General features: G+C 59.8%; 15 protein-coding genes. 6 read left to right on the top strand and 9 right to left on the bottom strand.

Annotated features, from left to right (window positions below; translation table 11 throughout):
- Positions 1 to 371: 371 nt before the first annotated feature.
- Positions 372 to 1,448, bottom strand: a complete 1,077-nt coding sequence (gene mtnA / locus ACCD00_RS14720; protein WP_413425551.1) for an S-methyl-5-thioribose-1-phosphate isomerase — start codon at positions 1,446 to 1,448, stop codon at positions 372 to 374.
- Positions 1,449 to 1,556: 108 nt separating this feature from the next.
- Between mtnA and ACCD00_RS14715 the strand changes: the two genes are divergently transcribed.
- From ACCD00_RS14715 to ACCD00_RS14695, 5 genes are all read left to right on the top strand, one after another.
- The gene (locus tag ACCD00_RS14715; protein ID WP_413425549.1) at positions 1,557 to 2,891 is read left to right on the top strand and encodes a TRZ/ATZ family hydrolase; all 1,335 of its coding nucleotides are present in this window, start codon (positions 1,557 to 1,559) and stop codon (positions 2,889 to 2,891) included.
- A 58-nt stretch (positions 2,892 to 2,949) separates the two neighbouring features.
- Positions 2,950 to 3,648, top strand: a complete 699-nt coding sequence (gene ubiG / locus ACCD00_RS14710; protein WP_008017781.1) for a bifunctional 2-polyprenyl-6-hydroxyphenol methylase/3-demethylubiquinol 3-O-methyltransferase UbiG — start codon at positions 2,950 to 2,952, stop codon at positions 3,646 to 3,648.
- A 4-nt stretch (positions 3,649 to 3,652) separates the two neighbouring features.
- The gene (mupP, locus tag ACCD00_RS14705) at positions 3,653 to 4,324 is read left to right on the top strand and encodes an N-acetylmuramic acid 6-phosphate phosphatase MupP (RefSeq protein WP_413425546.1); all 672 of its coding nucleotides are present in this window, start codon (positions 3,653 to 3,655) and stop codon (positions 4,322 to 4,324) included.
- Between the two features lie 162 nt (positions 4,325 to 4,486).
- The gene (locus tag ACCD00_RS14700) at positions 4,487 to 5,227 is read left to right on the top strand and encodes a YciK family oxidoreductase (RefSeq protein WP_160385982.1); all 741 of its coding nucleotides are present in this window, start codon (positions 4,487 to 4,489) and stop codon (positions 5,225 to 5,227) included.
- A 380-nt stretch (positions 5,228 to 5,607) separates the two neighbouring features.
- A complete protein-coding gene (locus tag ACCD00_RS14695; RefSeq protein ID WP_413425544.1) occupies positions 5,608 to 6,534 on the top strand; it encodes a GGDEF domain-containing protein in 927 nt (308 codons plus the stop codon).
- A gap of 133 nt (positions 6,535 to 6,667) precedes the next feature.
- Here ACCD00_RS14695 and ACCD00_RS14690 read toward each other — a convergent pair whose 3' ends face one another.
- The 7 genes from ACCD00_RS14690 to ACCD00_RS14660 all read right to left on the bottom strand — a co-directional run bounded on the left by ACCD00_RS14690 (position 6,668) and on the right by ACCD00_RS14660 (position 14,481).
- Positions 6,668 to 7,429 carry a TenA family transcriptional regulator gene (locus tag ACCD00_RS14690; protein WP_413425542.1) on the bottom strand — a complete coding sequence of 254 codons (762 nt, stop codon included), beginning with the start codon at positions 7,427 to 7,429 and terminating at the stop codon, positions 6,668 to 6,670.
- 76 nt (positions 7,430 to 7,505) lie between these two features.
- A complete protein-coding gene (locus ACCD00_RS14685) occupies positions 7,506 to 9,965 on the bottom strand; it encodes an EAL domain-containing protein (RefSeq protein WP_413425540.1) in 2,460 nt (819 codons plus the stop codon).
- Between the two features lie 186 nt (positions 9,966 to 10,151).
- Positions 10,152 to 11,969 carry an ABC transporter ATP-binding protein gene (locus tag ACCD00_RS14680; protein ID WP_413425538.1) on the bottom strand — a complete coding sequence of 606 codons (1,818 nt, stop codon included), beginning with the start codon at positions 11,967 to 11,969 and terminating at the stop codon, positions 10,152 to 10,154.
- Complete coding sequence (locus ACCD00_RS14675; RefSeq protein ID WP_413425593.1) at positions 11,962 to 12,564, bottom strand: DsbA family protein; 603 nt, start codon at positions 12,562 to 12,564, stop codon at positions 11,962 to 11,964. Before ACCD00_RS14675 ends, ACCD00_RS14680 begins: the two co-directional genes overlap by 8 nt.
- A gap of 36 nt (positions 12,565 to 12,600) precedes the next feature.
- Positions 12,601 to 13,542, bottom strand: a complete 942-nt coding sequence (locus ACCD00_RS14670; protein WP_057400305.1) for a rhodanese-related sulfurtransferase — start codon at positions 13,540 to 13,542, stop codon at positions 12,601 to 12,603.
- A gap of 102 nt (positions 13,543 to 13,644) precedes the next feature.
- Positions 13,645 to 13,944, bottom strand: a complete 300-nt coding sequence (locus ACCD00_RS14665; protein ID WP_413425535.1) for a BolA family protein — start codon at positions 13,942 to 13,944, stop codon at positions 13,645 to 13,647.
- A 12-nt stretch (positions 13,945 to 13,956) separates the two neighbouring features.
- Positions 13,957 to 14,481, bottom strand: a complete 525-nt coding sequence (locus ACCD00_RS14660; protein WP_057400307.1) for a DUF2059 domain-containing protein — start codon at positions 14,479 to 14,481, stop codon at positions 13,957 to 13,959.
- 191 nt (positions 14,482 to 14,672) lie between these two features.
- Here ACCD00_RS14660 and ACCD00_RS14655 point away from each other — a divergent pair, with 191 nt between their 5' ends.
- Complete coding sequence (locus tag ACCD00_RS14655; protein WP_413425533.1) at positions 14,673 to 16,067, top strand: class II fumarate hydratase; 1,395 nt, start codon at positions 14,673 to 14,675, stop codon at positions 16,065 to 16,067.
- 117 nt (positions 16,068 to 16,184) lie between these two features.
- On the opposite strand, the gene ACCD00_RS14650 is transcribed toward ACCD00_RS14655, so the two are convergent.
- Positions 16,185 to 17,144: a DMT family transporter gene (locus tag ACCD00_RS14650; RefSeq protein WP_413425531.1), complete on the bottom strand. Its 960-nt coding sequence runs from the start codon at positions 17,142 to 17,144 to the stop codon at positions 16,185 to 16,187.
- Between the last annotated feature and the right edge of the window lie 225 nt (positions 17,145 to 17,369).

The raw sequence follows: 17,369 nt of genomic DNA, 5'->3' as shown, positions 1-17,369 counted from the left end.
GATTGCCATGCACCGACTTACGACAAATCAACGAGTTATGCCATGGATCTGCGCAGTACGGGTCGCCACTTGGGGCAACCCTGGAAACCGCCGGATGTTATCACAAGAGCCGCCACGCACCTATCCCCTAGATGCGCATGGAGAGTAGTTAGTTGACCGATGACAGGCTTGAAGAGGACGAGAGGGGCTTAGAGGCTTGATGAATGCAGATTTCAGGCTCGATTCTGGCTGATTTGTTGACTTTGCGGACCTCTTCGCGAGCAAGCCCGCTCCCACACCGGATCGGCGTCGCATACAAATTTTGCGACCGACTTGGTCCAATGTGGGAGCGGGCTTGCTCGCGAATACAATTTATCTGTCGCCAAAGAGCCTTAATGCAGGCGCTTGCGGCACATCAACTGAGCCATCTTCGCCGTATCCGGACGCTCGACGATGCCTTTTTCAGTGACGATCGCATCGATCAGGTCCGCCGGCGTCACATCGAACACCGGATTGAATGCTTCGACATCCGCGCCCACCCGCTTGCCACCGACCTCCAGCAACTCGCGACCATCACGCTCCTCAATCGGAATGTCATCGCCGCTGGCCAGGTTCATGTCGATGGTCGAACTCGGCGCCACCACCATGAAGCGCACGCCGTGGTGCATGGCGTTGACGGCCAGTTGATAGGTACCGATCTTGTTGGCCACGTCGCCATTGGCAGTGATCCGGTCAGCGCCGACGATGACCCAGGTAGGGCCCTTGGTCTTCATGATATGCGCCGCGGCGGAATCGACATTGAGGGTCACGGGAATGCCTTCATTGGCCAGTTCCCACGCGGTCAGCCGCGAACCCTGCAGCCATGGGCGGGTTTCGTCGACATAGACCTGCTCGACCATGCCCTCGATGAATGCACCACGAATCACCCCCAGCGCCGTGCCAAAGCCGCCCGTGGCCAGCGCACCCGTGTTGCAGTGGGTCAGGATCGCCTGCGCGTTGCCCTGATGCTTGCGGATCAGGTCGACACCCAGTTGCGCCATGGTCAGATTGGCTTCGCGATCACTTTCGTGAATGGCGATGGCCTCGGCCTCCAGCACCTCAAGCGGATCGGCATTGTCTTTCAGGCGATCGAGCCGATCATGCATGCGCCCCAGCGCCCAAAACAGATTGACCGCAGTGGGACGGGAATCGGCCAGCAGCGCAAAATCCTCTTCCAGCGCGGCGTACCAGTCGCCACCTTCGGCAATCCGGGCACGGGCCGCGAGCACGATGCCATAGGCGGCACTGATGCCGATGGCCGGTGCGCCACGCACCACCATCGAGCGAATGGCTTCGGCCACACCGGCTGCGCTGGTGTAGGCGATCCAGGTTTCCTCGAACGGCAAAATACGCTGATCCAGCAGATGGAGAGCGCCATCACGCCAATCGATGGCCTTTACCTTTTCCGCAGCCAACAGTCGATCGCGCATCCCTCACCCCGCACTCATGAACAAAAGCCGCCGATTATAGCGATCCCCCCGCGAAGACGCTCGGGTATACTTCGCCATCCTTTACAAAAGCACTGGAACCGACCCTCGATGCCGAACACTGCCGCTGCGCTCGACCTGTTATTGCTGCCGACCTGGCTGGTACCCGTCGAACCCGCTGGTGTTGTCCTCAAAGAACATGGCGTGGGCATCCGTGATGGACGCATCGTGTTTATCGGCCCACGTTCCGCCGCTCTGAAGCTTAACTCAAGCGAAACCCGCGAATTGCCCGACATGTTGCTCAGCCCCGGCCTGATCAATGCCCACGGGCACGCGGCGATGACGCTGTTCCGTGGCCTGGCCGATGACCTGCCATTGATGACCTGGCTGGAAAATCACATCTGGCCAGCCGAAGCCAAGTGGGTCGATGAATCATTCGTACGCGACGGCACCGACCTGGCCATCGCCGAACAGATCAAAGGCGGCATCACCTGTTTCTCTGACATGTATTTCTTCCCGAAGGTTGCCAGCGAGCGCGTGCACAACAGCGGCATTCGCGCGCAGATCGCGATTCCGATCCTCGACTTCCCCATTCCGGGCGCCGCTACCGCGGATGAAGCCATTCGTCAGGGCGTCGAACTGTTTGGCGATCTCAAGCACCACGAGCGCATCAAAATCACCTTCGGTCCCCATGCACCCTACACCGTAGGCGACGAAAACCTGGAAAAAATCCGGGTGATCGCCGAAGAACTGGACGCCTCGATCCACATGCACGTGCATGAAACCGCTTTCGAAGTGCAGCAATCGGTCGAGCAGCGCGGTGAACGCCCACTGGCCCGCCTGGCGCGCCTGGGCTTGTTGGGGCCGCGCTTCCAGGCGGTTCACATGACCCAGATCAGCGATGAAGACCTGGCGCTGCTGGTAGAAAGCAACAGCAATGTGATTCATTGCCCGGAGTCGAACCTGAAGCTGGCCAGCGGGTTCTGCCCGGTCGAGCGTTTGTGGCAGGCCGGGGTGAATGTCGCAGTCGGCACCGATGGCGCGGCGAGCAACAATGACCTGGACCTGCTCGGCGAAACCCGCACCGCGGCCTTGCTGGCCAAGGCTGTCGCCGGCTCGGCTACCGCGCTGGATGCCCATCGTGCCTTGCGCATGGCCACTCTCAACGGCGCCCGGGCACTGGGTATCGAGGCCGACGTCGGCTCACTGGAAATCGGCAAGGCGGCGGACATGGTGGCTTTCGACCTTTCCGGCCTGGCCCAGCAACCGGTCTACGACCCGGTTTCGCAGCTTATATACGCCACCGGCCGCGACTGCGTGAAACACCTTTGGGTTGCCGGCAAGCAGTTGCTCGATGACCGTCGCCTGACACGCCTCGATGAACAACAGCTAGGCGCTGCTGCGAAGAATTGGGGCAAGCGCATCAGCGGCCGTACCGAATCGTAAGCACCCTGGAGCACAATCCGGGGCAACAGGAATTTTCAAGTTTTAGAGGACTTAAACCATGAGCAACGTCGACTACGCCGAAATCGCCAAATTCGAAGCCCTGGCCCATCGCTGGTGGGACCGCGAAAGCGAATTCAAACCGCTGCACGACATCAACCCGCTGCGAGTCAACTGGATTGACGAGCGGGTCAATCTGGCCGGTAAAAAGGTCCTCGACGTCGGTTGCGGCGGCGGCATCCTCAGCGAAGCCATGGCCCAGCGCGGCGCGACCGTCATGGGTATCGATATGGGTGAAGCGCCGTTGGCGGTTGCCCAGTTGCATCAACTGGAGTCGGGCGTCAACGTCGAATACCGGCAGATCACCGCCGAAGCCCTGGCCGAGGAAATGCCCGAGCAGTTCGACGTGGTCACCTGCCTGGAAATGCTCGAGCACGTGCCGGATCCGTCGTCGGTCATCCGCGCCTGCTTCCGCATGGTCAAGCCCGGCGGCCAGGTGTTCTTCTCGACCATCAACCGCAACCCGAAGGCGTACCTGTTCGCCATCGTCGGCGCCGAATACATCATGAAGTTGCTGCCGCGCGGCACCCACGACTTCAAGAAATTCATCCGCCCTTCCGAGCTCGGTGCCTGGAGCCGCATGGCCGGCCTGACCGTCAAGGACATCATCGGCCTGACCTACAACCCGCTGACCAAGCACTACAAGCTGGCCTCAGACGTGGACGTCAATTACATGATCCAGACCCTGCGCGAGGAGTAAGCCGATGCCAATCAGAGCAGTTCTTTTCGACATGGACGGCACCCTGCTCGACACCGCGCCGGACTTCATTGCGATCTGCCAGGCGATGCGTGCCGACCGCGGATTGCCACCGATGAACGACAAGCACATCCGCGACGAGATTTCCGGCGGCGCCCGGGCAATGGTCGCCGTGACCTTCGCCATGGACCCGGAATCGCCGGGCTTCGAGGAATTGCGCCAGGAGTTCCTGGAGCGCTACCTCGTGGGTTGTGCCGTTCACAGCAAGCTGTTCGACGGCATGGCTGAATTGCTCGCCGATATCGAGAAAGCCAACCTGATCTGGGGCGTGGTCACCAACAAGCCACTGCGGTTTGCCGAGCCGATCATGCAGCAACTGGGGCTGGCCGAGCGTTCGGCGCTGCTGATCTGCCCGGATCACGTGAAGAACAGCAAACCCGATCCAGAGCCACTGATCCTCGCGTGCAAGATGCTCGACCTGGACCCGGCCAGCGTGTTGTTCGTCGGCGATGACCTGCGCGACATCGAGTCCGGCCGTGATGCCGGAACCAGGACTGCCGCCGTGACCTTCGGCTACATCCACCCGGATGACAACCCGCGAAATTGGGGGGCGGACGTAGTGGTCGATCATCCTCTGGAGTTGCGCAAGGTTTTGGATAGCGCCCTCTGTAGTTGCTGAGTCTGTCGTTGACCTCTGTAGGAGCGAGCTTGCTCGCGAAACACCTGAGAACGCCGCAGGCAGTCAGGCTTTTCGCGTAAGCGTTAACGACCATCGCGAGCAAGCTCGCTCCTACAGTGATCGTGCAACGGTCGCCTGAACCCTGATTTGTTGAGGTTTTTTATGTTCGATTATTCCGCCCGCCCTGAACTGCTCAAGGATCGGGTCATCCTCGTCACCGGCGCCGGTCGCGGCATCGGTGCCGCCGCAGCAAAAACCTACGCAGCCCACGGCGCAACCGTGCTGCTGCTGGGCAAGACAGAAGCCAACCTGTCCCAGGTCTACGACGAAATCGAAGCCGCCGGCCATCCACAACCGGCGGTAATCCCGTTCAACCTGGAAACCGCCCTGCCCCATCAATACGATGAGCTGGCTGCGATGATCGAAACCGAATTCGGTCATCTCGACGGCTTGTTGCACAACGCTTCGATCATTGGCCCGCGCACGCCGATCGAACAGTTGTCCGGCGAAAACTTCATGCGCGTCATGCAAGTCAATGTCAATGCCATGTTCATGCTCACCAGCACGCTGCTGCCGCTGCTCAAGCTGTCGCAGGATGCCTCGGTGGTGTTCACTTCCAGCAGCGTCGGCCGCAAGGGACGTGCGTATTGGGGCGCTTACGGCGTCTCCAAATTCGCCACCGAAGGCCTGATGCAAACCCTGGCTGACGAAGTCGACACCGTGGCCCCGGTACGTTCCAACAGCATCAACCCGGGCGCTACCCGCACCAGTATGCGCGCCCAGGCCTACCCGGGCGAAAACCCACTGAACAACCCGACGCCCGAGGAGATCATGCCGGTCTACCTTTACCTGATGGGCCCGGACAGCACCGGCATCAATGGCCAGGCGTTCGACGCCCAGTAACGACCGCACGTCGCTTTTTTGTTGCCGCGCCGGCTTCCCGCCGCGGCACTTGAAGCCCCTCCAATTCAGGCCAGGCACCTGTCAATCAAACGTCACACGTATCGCCTTACAGGCCAAAGTCAAACAACAACCGATTGATTTAATACGTATTTTATCCAGATGAACCGAATGGCACGACTTTCGCTCTAAGTTTGCTCAAACACGCAACGTGAAAGCAGACGAGGGGGTGAAGCTTGAGTGCAGACGTTACTCATCTTCCACAAAGCGGATTAAACTTGTACGAAATGTCCTACGGGACTGACGGACCAGTACGACGCGCAGCCCTAAGCCGCTCTCACCCTGCTTGTAAGACAGCCTTACTGCTTAGGGGCGCACGCCTTATGAAACCACCCTCCCAGACCAACGCAATTGACTTCGATAGCGCCAAATTGCAGCGCCTGGGCTTTGGTCAGCAGCCGCCTATTCTGGAAAGGCCTGTCAGCCTTGCGCAAATGCGCCAGCAACTGAGCCTGCAGCTGCAAACCAGTCTGGAGCCGCAACGCATTCTCGGAACGTTCTATCGCGAGATTCAACGATTGGTGCCGCTGGACGCCTTGATCTACCAACACAAGAGCAGCGACCTGCGCCTGGAGTTTGGCCAGCGCGGCCACCATTCCATCAGTTACAGCCTCAGTCACGAAGGCGAGCACTTGGGCGAGCTGGTTTTTCGCCGCAATCAGCGTTTCAGCGAACAGGAACAGGGTCATCTCGAATCACTGCTGGCCGCGCTGCTTTTCCCGATGCGCAACGCGCTGCTTTACCGTACCGCCACCCAAAGCGCACTGCGCGACCCATTGACGGGCACCGGTAACCGCATCGCCATGGACCAGACGCTGCAAAGGGAAATCGAGCTGTCCCGGCGCCATCTGCAACCGTTGTCGGTGCTGATGCTGGACATCGATCATTTCAAGCAAGTCAATGACATCCATGGCCACAGCACTGGCGATCACGTGCTCAAGGCGGTCGCTGCCTCGATCAAACATCAGTTGCGCAACGTGGACATGGTGTTCCGCTATGGCGGTGAAGAGTTCCTGATCCTGCTGTCGAACACCAGCCGCGAGGCCGCGGCCATGGTCGGTGAACGGCTGCGGTTTGCAGTGCAGTCTGAAGAATACCTGGCCGATGCTCATACGATCTTGCTGACGGTCAGCCTCGGCTGTTCGACCCTGTTGCCCGGCGAGTCTGCCGAAAGCCTGTTGCGACGGGCAGACAGCGCGCTGTATGTGGCCAAGCGCGAAGGTCGTAACCGGCTGGAGATGGCGGGCTGAGCCATTCGCCACGACACAAGACAATGTGGGAGCGGGCTTGCTCGCGAAGGCGGTGTATCAGGTGGCATGGATGTCACTGATATTCCGCTTTCGCGAGCAAGCCCGCTCCCACAGTTTTCAAGCAGACGTTGAATCAGCTCTCAACCAGTGCCATCCGTTCACGAACGACCGGCGCTCTCTCTGCGTGCTCCAATTGCATGCAACGCTCAAGAAACAGGTACATGTAGTCGTAGCTCTTGCAAACAGCCTGGCGTAACTCCATCTGCAGGGATTTGCTCGGGTTGGTGCCCGCCAATGTGCAAATGACTTCCAGGGCTTCCCATGGATGGGCATCGTCGTACTGGGCGTGCATCTTCAGCCACTTCATCGCCCGCTTGCGATCTTCCTCGGGGAACGAGGCGGCGTAGATACCGTTGGAACAAACGATCGCCGACCATTCCCCGGTCGCCCCTTCGATGGCGTAGTTGGTGGCGGCAATCGCCACGATCAGCGAGTCGGCTGAACTGGTGTGCCAACACCAATGGCTCAAGGCGTGAAGCTCCGGCGCAACCTGCTGTGCCTGCAGGTCTTCCAGGCTGACACCGTGCGCGCGACTCCAGTGCACCCAGTAATCGGCGTGGTTCAATTCGACGCGGATATTACGCATCAGCCAGCGGCGGGCCATATCTTCGCCGGGATGACGGGCAAAGCGGGTCTTGGTCAGGTTTTGTGCCATATACAACGCGAACTGTTCGACCACCGGCCAGCCACCGATCAGGTACTGGCGCATGGTCTTCGCACTGAGTCTGTTGTCTCGCATGCGTTGGTACAGTTCGTGTTCGACAACCCGGCGCTTGCTCTCGCTGCAATCCTGGATCAGGCGCTGGGCCCAGGCAGGATAACTTGCAGCTTCCATGAGCGGTCCGGTTCGGTTGAATGTGTCGATCACTGTCGAGCTCCTTTTGATTGTGATTGTAAGACCGGCAGGAGTTTCAACGGAACGTGCCAGGCGCCTTGAACAATATCGGTTGGGGCCTGGCGGGACGACTCAGCAAGCTATCGCTGGTAAACAGATGCGGGCGTTCAATCACATACCCTTGAGCGTAATCCACCCCGATCTCAAGCAATGCCTGCTCGATCTGGGGCGATTCGACAAACTCGGCAATCGTGCGCTTACCCATGACATGACCGATATGGTTGATCACTTCGACCATGGCTCGGTTAATCGGGTCGTCCAGCATATCCTTTACGAAACTCCCGTCGATCTTCAGGAAGTCTACAGGCAAATGTTTCAGATACGCGAATGAGGACATTCCGGCACAAAAATCATCCAGTGAAAAATGGCATCCTAAGCCTTTGAGTTCATTAATGAATCGGATGGCGCTGCCAAGATTTGAAATAGCACTGGTCTCGGTAATTTCAAAACAAATCATTTCAGGCGGAATCGAATACGTCACAAACTGTTGGCGCAGGAAATCCAGGAACGCCTCATCCCCGATCGTCGTGCCTGACAGATTGATCGCACACATGGCCAACGGTCCATGGTCTTGCCCGGTCCGGCATTGGGCAATGATCTTGAACACGTTCTGCACAACCCAACGATCAAGCGAGATCATCAAGCCATAACGCTCGGCAGCCGGTATGAAACTGTCGGGCAAGATCATCCGCCCGGCTTCATCGTGCAATCGCAGCAGAATTTCAATGTGCCCGCCGTCCTGACCGATATGGCCCAAGGGGGCAATTTCCTGGGCGTACAGGCAAAAGCGGTCCTCCTCCAGCGCCATGTGCAAACGCTGCACCCAGGCCATTTCGCCGAAGCGCAGGGACAACTCCGAGTCATCCGGATGATAGACCTGGACCCGGTTCCGGCCCTTTTCCTTGGCCATGTAGCACGCCATGTCGGCAGCACGCAGCGAGGCTTCGAGCGTCGTCGGATTCTGCGCGACATGGACCAGCCCGATACTGACAGTGGTGACGAAAGGCCGGCCCTTCCAGACAAAATGCAGATTCTGCACAGTCTGGCGCAGGCTCTCGGCAATTTTCTCCGCTGCTTCCGGTGCGCAGTTCTCCAGCAGGATGCCGAACTCGTCGCCGCCAAGGCGCGCCAGGGTATCGCCTTCGCGCAGCCCCGATTGCAACAAGGCACAGATATGCCGCAACAATTCATCGCCCGCCGCGTGACCGCAGGTATCGTTGACCAGTTTGAATTGATCCAGATCGAGGAACATCAGGGCATGTCGCCCCGGGTAGCGGGTCAGGTTGTGCAGCGCCTGCTCCAGGCGATATTCGAACTCGCGGCGGTTGGCGAGCCCGGTCAAGGCATCGTGGGTCGCCTGCCACGACAGATTGGCGATGTATTGCCGCTCCTGGGTCATGTCATGCAGCACCAGCACCGTCCCGCTGACTTTGCCAGCATTGCGGATTGGCGCACCCACCAATGTGACCGACACCGTGCTGCCGTCCAGGCGCTGAATCAGCCTTGAGTGCTCACTGCCGCCACTTAGCTGGCCGCTGAGAATATGCTCGATCAGGGTGAAACCATCGGTCTGCGCATTTTCATCCAGCAGGTTGAACAGCGCCGCCAGCGGCAATCCTGTCGCCTGCTCGGCCTTCCAGTGGGTCAACGCCTCGGCCGCCGGATTCATGTAGGCAATAGCACCGGAAACGTCCGTGGTGATCACGCCGTCGCCAATTGATTGCAGGGTGATCTGCGCCCGCTCCTTCTCCAGTTGCAGTGCATCGGCGAAGGCATGACGCTGCTTGAGCAGCTTACGAGTGCGCATCAAGGCCAATGCAATCAGGCCCAGGGCGGTGGCCAGATTCGTCACCAACAACAGACGCAGAATCATCCGCGAGCCTTCACCCAGGGCATCGCTGAATGCCTTCGCCGCCGGCGTCACGCCGTCGTTGATGGCGAAAATCTGCTCCTTCCAGCGCTGCACATCCGCACCGGAGGCCGGGCTGGAGGTGATGTGCTGATGCATGTCCCGCGCAACGCCATCGAGTTGGACCAGATAGGCATCACCCACGGTCCAGAGGTCGATGGCTTTTTCGAGGTAACTGAAGTGACGAAAGTTGAGGTACAGCCAAATCAGGCTGGCGACATCGTCAGGATGATTGCCGCCCTTGAGAATCGCCACACGTGCGGCCTCGATGTCCGGCGGCTGACTATCCAGCGCCACACGCAACTCATGCCCGCCCTGAGGCACGGAAATGGCGTTCTGGTATTTATGAAAAATCGCTTCGTCGCCACTGTCGGCGTAGAGATTGAGGTAATAGATGGCGTCTTTCTGGCCCTTGGACCAGAGGCTTTCGCCGGCAACATAGCCGCGAACCGCCGACAGCACATAAAGGCTAACGCCGCCCAACAAGGCTTGAAACAACACAACGGCGATAAATGGCCAGACGATGCCCAACAACCGTGGCGTTCCGAGAGTCCGCGTTTGATTCATGAGGTCCCTTGATTTAGCACCGCTAGCTCGTCTTCCGGACGAAATCGCTTTAGCTAGACTAGGTTGCGATTCCGGTCCCGGCAAGCGATAAGCTATGCCGGGAGGGAGTATCGCGGCCATCGAGTTCGGTCGCGATGATGTTTTTTTAGTTTTGAAGTGGCGCCCTGCAACCTTGATGTCGTCTCGCTACAACCGCTGCAAATGACCATAAAGCTTGGCGTACAGTCCACCGTCGGCAATCAGTTGCTGATGATCGCCATCCTCTGCGATCTGCCCGCCATCGAACACCAGCACCCGGTCGGCCTGTTTTACCGCCGAAAGACGGTGAGCAATGATCAACGTGGTGCGGTTGCTCAGGAACCGCGCCAGTGCCTGGTGCAGGTTGTACTCGGTGGCGGCATCCAGCGCCGAAGTCGCTTCGTCGAGGATCACCACTTTCGGTTCGGCCAGCACCATCCGTGCAATGGCCAAGCGCTGGCGCTGCCCGCCAGATAAACGCACGCCGGAGCGCCCGACGATGCTGTCCAGGCCATTGGGCAAATCCCGGACCGTGTTGTGCAGTTGGGCGATTTCCAGTGCCTGCCAGCAGGCCTCGTCACTGCGTTCACGACCCATGGTCAGGTTGGCCCGGATGGTGTCGTTGAACAGCGCCGGGTGTTGCAGGACCACAGCGACATTTTCCCGCACGGTTTCCAGGCCGATCTCTTGCTGGGTCGAACCACCAAAACGAATGGTCCCGGCCAAGGGCGTGTACAAGCCCAGCAGCAGTTGCACCAGAGTGCTCTTGCCGCCGCCGCTGGCGCCGACGATCGCGACTTTTTCGCCGGGAGCGATGGAAAGACTCATCTGGCTCAGCACCAGTTCGTCACCGTAGCCGAAGCTCAAGCCCTGAACCTCGATCCCGACGGTTTCGCGACCGATGAACGGGTCGACTCCGCCCGGGTACTCGGGTTCGTCGGCGCGGGACAGCAGTTCGTTGATCCGCGACAGTGCACCGCCGGCAGCGTAGTAGGCGTATTGCAGGTTCAGCAGTTGTTCCACCGGACCGATCATGAACCACAGGTAGCTGAACACCGCGAGCATCTGGCCGATGGACAGGTCGGAGAACAACACCGTGAGCATCGCCGCAGCCCGGAAAATATCGATGCCGAACTGGAACAGCAATCCGCTGGCCCGGTTCGATGCGTCGGTTTTCCACTGCGAATTCACCGCATAATCGCGCACATCCCGGGCACGCTGGCCCAGGCGCCCGAGGAAAAACCCCTGACGGTTGCCGGCGCGAACTTCCTGGATGGCATCCAGCGTTTCGGTCAGCGCCTGGGTAAAGCGCGAAGTGCTGTCGTTCTCGAGTTTCTTCAGGTGCTTGACCCGCTTGCCCAACTGCACCGTGGCGTAGATCACCAAAGGGTTGAACAACAGAATCAGCAGCGCCAGTTTCCAGTGCATCCACATCAGGATGCCGGCAGTGCCAACCAGGGTCAGCATGGCCACGAGGAAACGGCTGAGGGTTTCACCGACGAATTTGTCCAGCGTGTCGAGGTCGGTGACCAGATGCGTGGTCACCGTGCCGCTGCCCAGGCTTTCGTATTCACCCAGCGAGATACGCTTGAGCCGTTCGATCAGGCGTATGCGAATGCGGTAGACGATGTCCTTGGCCAACCCGGCGAACAATTTCGCCTGCACCACGTTGAACAGCAACGCCGTGCAACGCAGGGTCAAGGTCACCAGCAACATCAGGCCGATGTAGCCCGCGGCTTTCTGCCAGCCTTCGGGCAGCGCGTGGTTCATGATCTTCAGCGCGGCATCACCGTGCCCCAGCAATACCTCGTCCACCAGCAACGGCAGGAGCAAGGGAATCGGCACGCTGCACAAGGTCGCCAGCACGGCCACGCCGTTGGCGATCCACAGGGATTTCTTGTGATGCAGGGCCAGGCGGCGGATTTCCGCCCAGCTCAGGCGGTCGACACGTTTAGCGGTAGCGACATCGTCGGGCAGGTCATGCACAGGCAGCACGCTCCAGCCAGCGGCCGAGCAGCGGGGACAACTCGCTCAAAGGCTGATAGCCATTGGTCAACAGCGCCAGTTGGCCGTTACGCTCAGCCAGCAGGGTGGGGAAACCGGCAATGCCCAGGTCCTGGACCCAGGTGAAATCGGCAGCGGTGGCTGCGTGCATATCGGCCCGGTCGAACGCACCGGCGAACTCGATGCGTGGCAAACCGGCCTGCTCCGCCAGCTCAACCAACACGCTGGCCTGCGTGACGTCGCGACCCTGGGCATAAAACGCGTGCTGAATCAGCCCGAGCAGTTTCCACGCGCAATCCGGCGCCAGGCTGCGGGCCGTCACCAATGCCCGGCAGGCAGGTTCAGTGTCATAGACAAAGCCGTCGGGCAACGCGCCTTCGAGCTTGAACGGCTGCCCGGTGGCCTCGGTGACTGCCTGCCAATGTTCAAGGATATAGCGACGGGTAGACGGTTCCAGCGCTGAACCGCTGCCAGTGCGCAAACCTCCCACGATCAGGTGCACATCCACGCCTGCGGCTTGCGCCTGCTCGACCAGCGCCTTGGCCACCGGGGCGAACCCCCAGCACCAGGAACACATCGGGTCCATCACATAGAGCAGGCGCGCAGACATGGTTCAGGCCTCGGAGGATGCTTGCTTATAGTTGTAGCCGATCGGGTGAGGCTGGTTGCGAGCCTTGGCCAGTTCGATCTGTTTCTGCCGGTCGATGGCGCTGCGACGGGTCTTCTCGCTCAGCTTATCCCAGCAATGCGGGCAACTGATGCCGGCCACGTAGTGCTCGGACGCGCGGTCTTCCACGCTGACCGGCGTGCGGCAGGCATGACATTGATCGTAGTCGCCTTCGCTCAGGTCATGGCGCACCGTCACGCGGTTGTCGAACACAAAGCAGTCGCCTTGCCATTTGGTTTCTTCCTGCGGCACCTCTTCGAGGTACTTCAGGATGCCGCCCTTGAGGTGGTAGACCTCACCAAAACCCTCGCTGAGCATGTAGCTCGACGCTTTCTCGCAACGGATGCCACCGGTGCAGAACATCGCGACCTTCTTGTGCACGGCCGGGTCGAAGTTGGCTTTGATGTAGTCGGGAAATTCGCGAAAACTGGTGGTTTTCGGGTCGATGGCGCCTTCGAAGGTACCGATCGAGACTTCGTAATCGTTACGCGTGTCGATCAACAGTACTTCCGGGTCGCTGATCAGCGCGTTCCAGTCTTGCGGATCAACGTAGGTGCCGACCTTTTTGTTCGGGTCCACGCCTTCCACGCCGAGGGTGACGATTTCTTTCTTGAGTTTGACTTTGGTGCGGTAGAACGGCTGTTCGTCGCAGTACGACTCTTTGTGGTCGATGTCGTCCATGCGCGGGTCGTTCTTGAGCCAGGCCATCAGCCCGTCAATGCCTTCGCGGCTACCGGACACGGTGCCGTTGATGCCTTCTTCGGCAATCAGCAGCGTGCCTTTGATGCCGTTGTCGACCATCGCTTGCAGCAGTGGCTCGCGCAGGGCGACGTAATCTTCCAGGGTGACGAACTTATACAGTGCCGCCACGACAATCTGTTGTGTCATGGGTAAATCTCCAGGTGGCTACCCTCGTAAGGGGTGAACCGGATGCGAAAAAAAACGCGCCGGGTTAGCGGCGCGTTGGGCATTCTAACAAAAAACCGGTGCTTAGTGCTTGCTGCCGCCGGCACAGGTCGGCGAGGCCGGGGCCGCGTCGATCCGGGCCCATTCCTCCGGCGTGTAGGTATGCAGCGCCAACGCATGGAACTCGCCCATCAGCTCGCCGAGCGTGGCGTAGACTTTCTGGTGGCGCTTGACCCGGTTCAGGCCTTCGAACTGTGTGCTGACGACCACAGCCTTGAAGTGGGTCTGTAACCCGCGGCTGTGCATGTGGCTCTCATCCAGCACCTGCAGATGCTCCGGCTGAAGCAAGGCCAGCGTCGATTCGATGCGTTGTTGCATGGTCATACCGTACTCCGCTTAAGGCTTTTTCTTGGCTGGAGCGGCCGCATCTTTCGGCGTCAGCTCGGCGGTCATGTCAGCCAGCAGCTTGTTGACCACAGGCACCGCGCTTTCCAGCTTGGCCTGGGTCATCTGGGCCGATTGCTGGGTCAGCTGGGGCATTTTTTCCAGGACTTTCTTGCCCAGTGGCGACTGGTAGAACGCAACCAGGTCCTTGAGCTCGGACTCGGTGAAGTTGGTGGTGTAGAGGTTGATCATGTCCGGCTTCAGCTTGTTCCAGCCAATGGCTTGGTCCAGAGCGGCCTTGGCCTTGGCCTGGTAGGTTTCCAGCAAGGCTTTTTTCGACTCGGGAGCTTTGGTCTGTTCGAAACGCTGGGCAAACATCTGCTGTACTTGCATGTACACCGGGGTGCCCAGTTTGTCAGCGTGCGCCATGGTCAGGAAAGCCTCGGCACTGGCGTTATGGCTGGCGGTGTCGGCAAGAACCTGGCCGCTGGCGCAGACCAAAGCAACGGCGGTACAGATGGCACGAAGACGAGTCATCGAGTTTCCTATTCTAGCTGGCGAGGTAAGACCCCAAGGGCGTCCATTCTGCGCCTAAAAAAGTGTGTCGCTCAACCCCAAGCCTTGTCGCACTTGATTTAGAGGGGTTGAATGGTCAAATCCAGACTGATGGAACCACGGTCGTCGAGCACGGCCTAAACTGCGCAATCGGACCTACAGGAGTGAGCAAGATGAGCCGTATCGAAACCGACAGCCTCGGCGAGGTTGAAGTCCCGGATGAAGCCTATTGGGGCGCTCAGACGCAACGCTCGCTGGTCAACTTCGCCATTGGCAACGAACGCATGCCGCTGGCAGTGTTGCATGCCCTGGCGCTGATCAAGAAAGCCGCGGCACGGGTCAATGATCGTAACGGCGACGTACCCGCCGATATCGCCCGTCTGATCGAGCAGGCGGCCGACGAAGTGCTCGCCGGCGACCACGACGACCAGTTTCCGCTGGTGGTCTGGCAAACCGGCAGCGGCACCCAGAGCAACATGAACGTCAACGAAGTGATCGCCGGTCGCGCCAACGAGCTGGCCGGCAACCCGCGCGGCGGCAAGTCCCCGGTGCACCCCAACGATCACGTCAATCGCTCCCAGAGTTCCAACGACTGTTTCCCCACCGCCATGCACATCGCGGCCGCCCAGGCCGTGCAACAGCACTTGCTGCCGGCGATCAGCGAACTGTCCGGCGGGCTGGCCGAGCTGTCCGCCCGCCATATGAAACTGGTCAAGACCGGCCGCACCCACATGATGGATGCGACACCGATCAGCTTCGGCCAGGAAATCTCGGCCTTCGTCGCGCAACTCGATTACGCCGAGCGGGCGATCCGCAGCGCACTGCCCGCGGTCTGCGAGCTGGCCCAGGGCGGAACGGCGGTCGGCACGGGGCTGAATTCACCCCACGGCTTCGGTGAAGCCATCGCCGCGGAACTGGCCGCCCTCTCCGGTTTGCCGTTTATTACCGCGCCGAACAAGTTCGCCGCACTGGCCGGTCATGAGCCTTTGACCACGTTGTCCGGCGCGCTGAAAACCCTCGCCGTGACTCTGATGAAAATTGCCAATGACCTGCGCCTGCTGGGCTCCGGTCCGCGTGCCGGCTTCGCCGAAGTCAAGTTGCCGGCCAATGAACCGGGCAGTTCGATCATGCCGGGCAAGGTCAACCCGACCCAGTGCGAAGCCTTGTCGATGCTGGCCTGCCAGGTATTGGGCAACGACGTCGCCATCGGCTTTGCAGCCAGTCAGGGCCACTTGCAGCTGAACGTGTTCAAACCGGTGATCATCCATAACCTGCTGCAATCGATCCGTTTGCTGGGTGATGGCTGCAGCAACTTCCAGCAGCATTGCGTGGCCGGTCTGGAGCCGGATGCGGAAAAAATGGCTGAACACCTGGAGCGTGGCCTGATGCTGGTAACGGCGCTCAACCCGCACATTGGCTATGACAAATCGGCGGAGATCGCCAAGAAGGCCTACAGCGAAGGACTGACCCTGCGCGAGGCGGCGTTGCAGCTCGGGTATCTGACCGACGAAGAGTTCGATGCGTGGGTAAGGCCGGAGAACATGCTGGAGGCTGGGGCCAAGGGCTGAGTTTTGTAGCGTCTGACAGTCAGTCTTCGCGAGCAAGCCCGCTCCCACATTGGATCTATGTCACACATCAGATCCCTGTGGGAGCGGGCTTGCTCGCGAAGGGTTCGGCGAAAATACTCAGCCAATGACCATTTTGGCCTTTCGCGCCCGCAACCCGGCAATCAGCGACGGCCCCAACGCCACCAGCGCCGATCCCAGCACCACCAGCACCGCGCCGCCGTAACCCAAACCATTGATCGTCTCGGCATGCACATAGTCGGGCCACAGCCATGCAGCCATGGCAACCGCCGCAAAGGTCACCAACGGCGTGATGGCCAGCGTCGCGCTGACCCGGGAGGCTTCCCAATGGGCCAGGGCCTCGGCAAACGCGCCATAGGCAATCAGGGTGTTGAGGCAGCACGCCAGCAGCAGCCAACCCTGCAACGGGTTCAATTGCAAGGCTTCGAGCGGATGCACCCACGGCGTTAACAGCAGCGCGCAAAACAGGTAGATCACCATCATCACCTGCAGCGAATTCCACACCGTCAACAATTGCTTTTGCCCCAGGGCATAGAAGGTCCAGACCGTGGACGCCAGCAACACCAGCAGCACCCCGGCGGTGTAATCGGTCAACGATGTGAGCAGTTCGCTCAAGCGCTGGTTGAAAAACAGCGCAAAACCGATCAGCAGCACCAGCAGGCCAATCCCCTGTCCCAGGCTGAAGCGTTCCTTGAACACAAACACACTGGCAATCAGCAGCATGATCGGCCCCATCTGCACCACCAGTTGCGCCGTGCCGGCACTGAGCAGGTTGAGCCCCATCAGATACAACACGTAATTGCCCACCAGGCCGAGCACCGCCATCAGCACCAGCCAGCCCCCACGCGGGCCAAGCACCTTTCGGCTGGGCAGGCGTTTCGTCGCAGCCAGGTAAATGAACAGACAGCCGCCGGACACCATCAGGCGAAACCAGGTCACCGTCACCGGGTCCATCACCAGCAATACCTGCTTGAGCTTGATCGGCAGGATTCCCCACAACAACGCGGTCAACAAGGCCAGGAACAGACCGTAGACCCAGCGACCCGATGAAATGTGCATGCGAACCCCAATGCCAAAATACAGGAGCCGTCATTCTAGGCCCGCAGCGGTGGCGTACACAGGGACAGTTTCGGGCTGGCCGCGAATGAAACTGTGTGGGTCGTAATGTGAAAGACCGCGGCGTCTGCATTCGCGAGCAAGCCCGCTCCCACAGGTTTTGTGGCGTGCACAAGATTAGTGATCGCCGCTGAACACTGTGGGAGCGGGCTTGCTCGCGAATGCAGA

The organism is Pseudomonas sp. Pseusp3 (assembly GCF_047304225.1).
Taxonomy (GTDB): domain Bacteria; phylum Pseudomonadota; class Gammaproteobacteria; order Pseudomonadales; family Pseudomonadaceae; genus Aquipseudomonas; species Aquipseudomonas fluorescens_CD.
The sequence above is the reverse complement of the archived record's forward strand: the minus strand, read 5'-3'. Positions and strand labels throughout refer to the sequence as shown.

Coding starts and splice junctions, on each gene's coding strand:
- ACCD00_RS14685 (WP_413425540.1), bottom strand. CDS start 9,965: ATGAATCAAACGCGGACTCTCGGAACGCCACGGTTGTTGGGCATCGTC.
- ACCD00_RS14675 (WP_413425593.1), bottom strand. CDS start 12,564: ATGTGTTCCTGGTGCTGGGGGTTCGCCCCGGTGGCCAAGGCGCTGGTC.
- ACCD00_RS14670 (WP_057400305.1), bottom strand. CDS start 13,542: ATGACACAACAGATTGTCGTGGCGGCACTGTATAAGTTCGTCACCCTG.
- mupP (WP_413425546.1), top strand. CDS start 3,653: ATGCCAATCAGAGCAGTTCTTTTCGACATGGACGGCACCCTGCTCGAC.
- ACCD00_RS14695 (WP_413425544.1), top strand. CDS start 5,608: ATGAAACCACCCTCCCAGACCAACGCAATTGACTTCGATAGCGCCAAA.
- ACCD00_RS14655 (WP_413425533.1), top strand. CDS start 14,673: ATGAGCCGTATCGAAACCGACAGCCTCGGCGAGGTTGAAGTCCCGGAT.
- ACCD00_RS14665 (WP_413425535.1), bottom strand. CDS start 13,944: ATGACCATGCAACAACGCATCGAATCGACGCTGGCCTTGCTTCAGCCG.
- ubiG (WP_008017781.1), top strand. CDS start 2,950: ATGAGCAACGTCGACTACGCCGAAATCGCCAAATTCGAAGCCCTGGCC.
- ACCD00_RS14700 (WP_160385982.1), top strand. CDS start 4,487: ATGTTCGATTATTCCGCCCGCCCTGAACTGCTCAAGGATCGGGTCATC.
- ACCD00_RS14660 (WP_057400307.1), bottom strand. CDS start 14,481: ATGACTCGTCTTCGTGCCATCTGTACCGCCGTTGCTTTGGTCTGCGCC.
- ACCD00_RS14690 (WP_413425542.1), bottom strand. CDS start 7,429: ATGGAAGCTGCAAGTTATCCTGCCTGGGCCCAGCGCCTGATCCAGGAT.
- ACCD00_RS14650 (WP_413425531.1), bottom strand. CDS start 17,144: ATGCACATTTCATCGGGTCGCTGGGTCTACGGTCTGTTCCTGGCCTTG.
- ACCD00_RS14715 (WP_413425549.1), top strand. CDS start 1,557: ATGCCGAACACTGCCGCTGCGCTCGACCTGTTATTGCTGCCGACCTGG.
- mtnA (WP_413425551.1), bottom strand. CDS start 1,448: ATGCGCGATCGACTGTTGGCTGCGGAAAAGGTAAAGGCCATCGATTGG.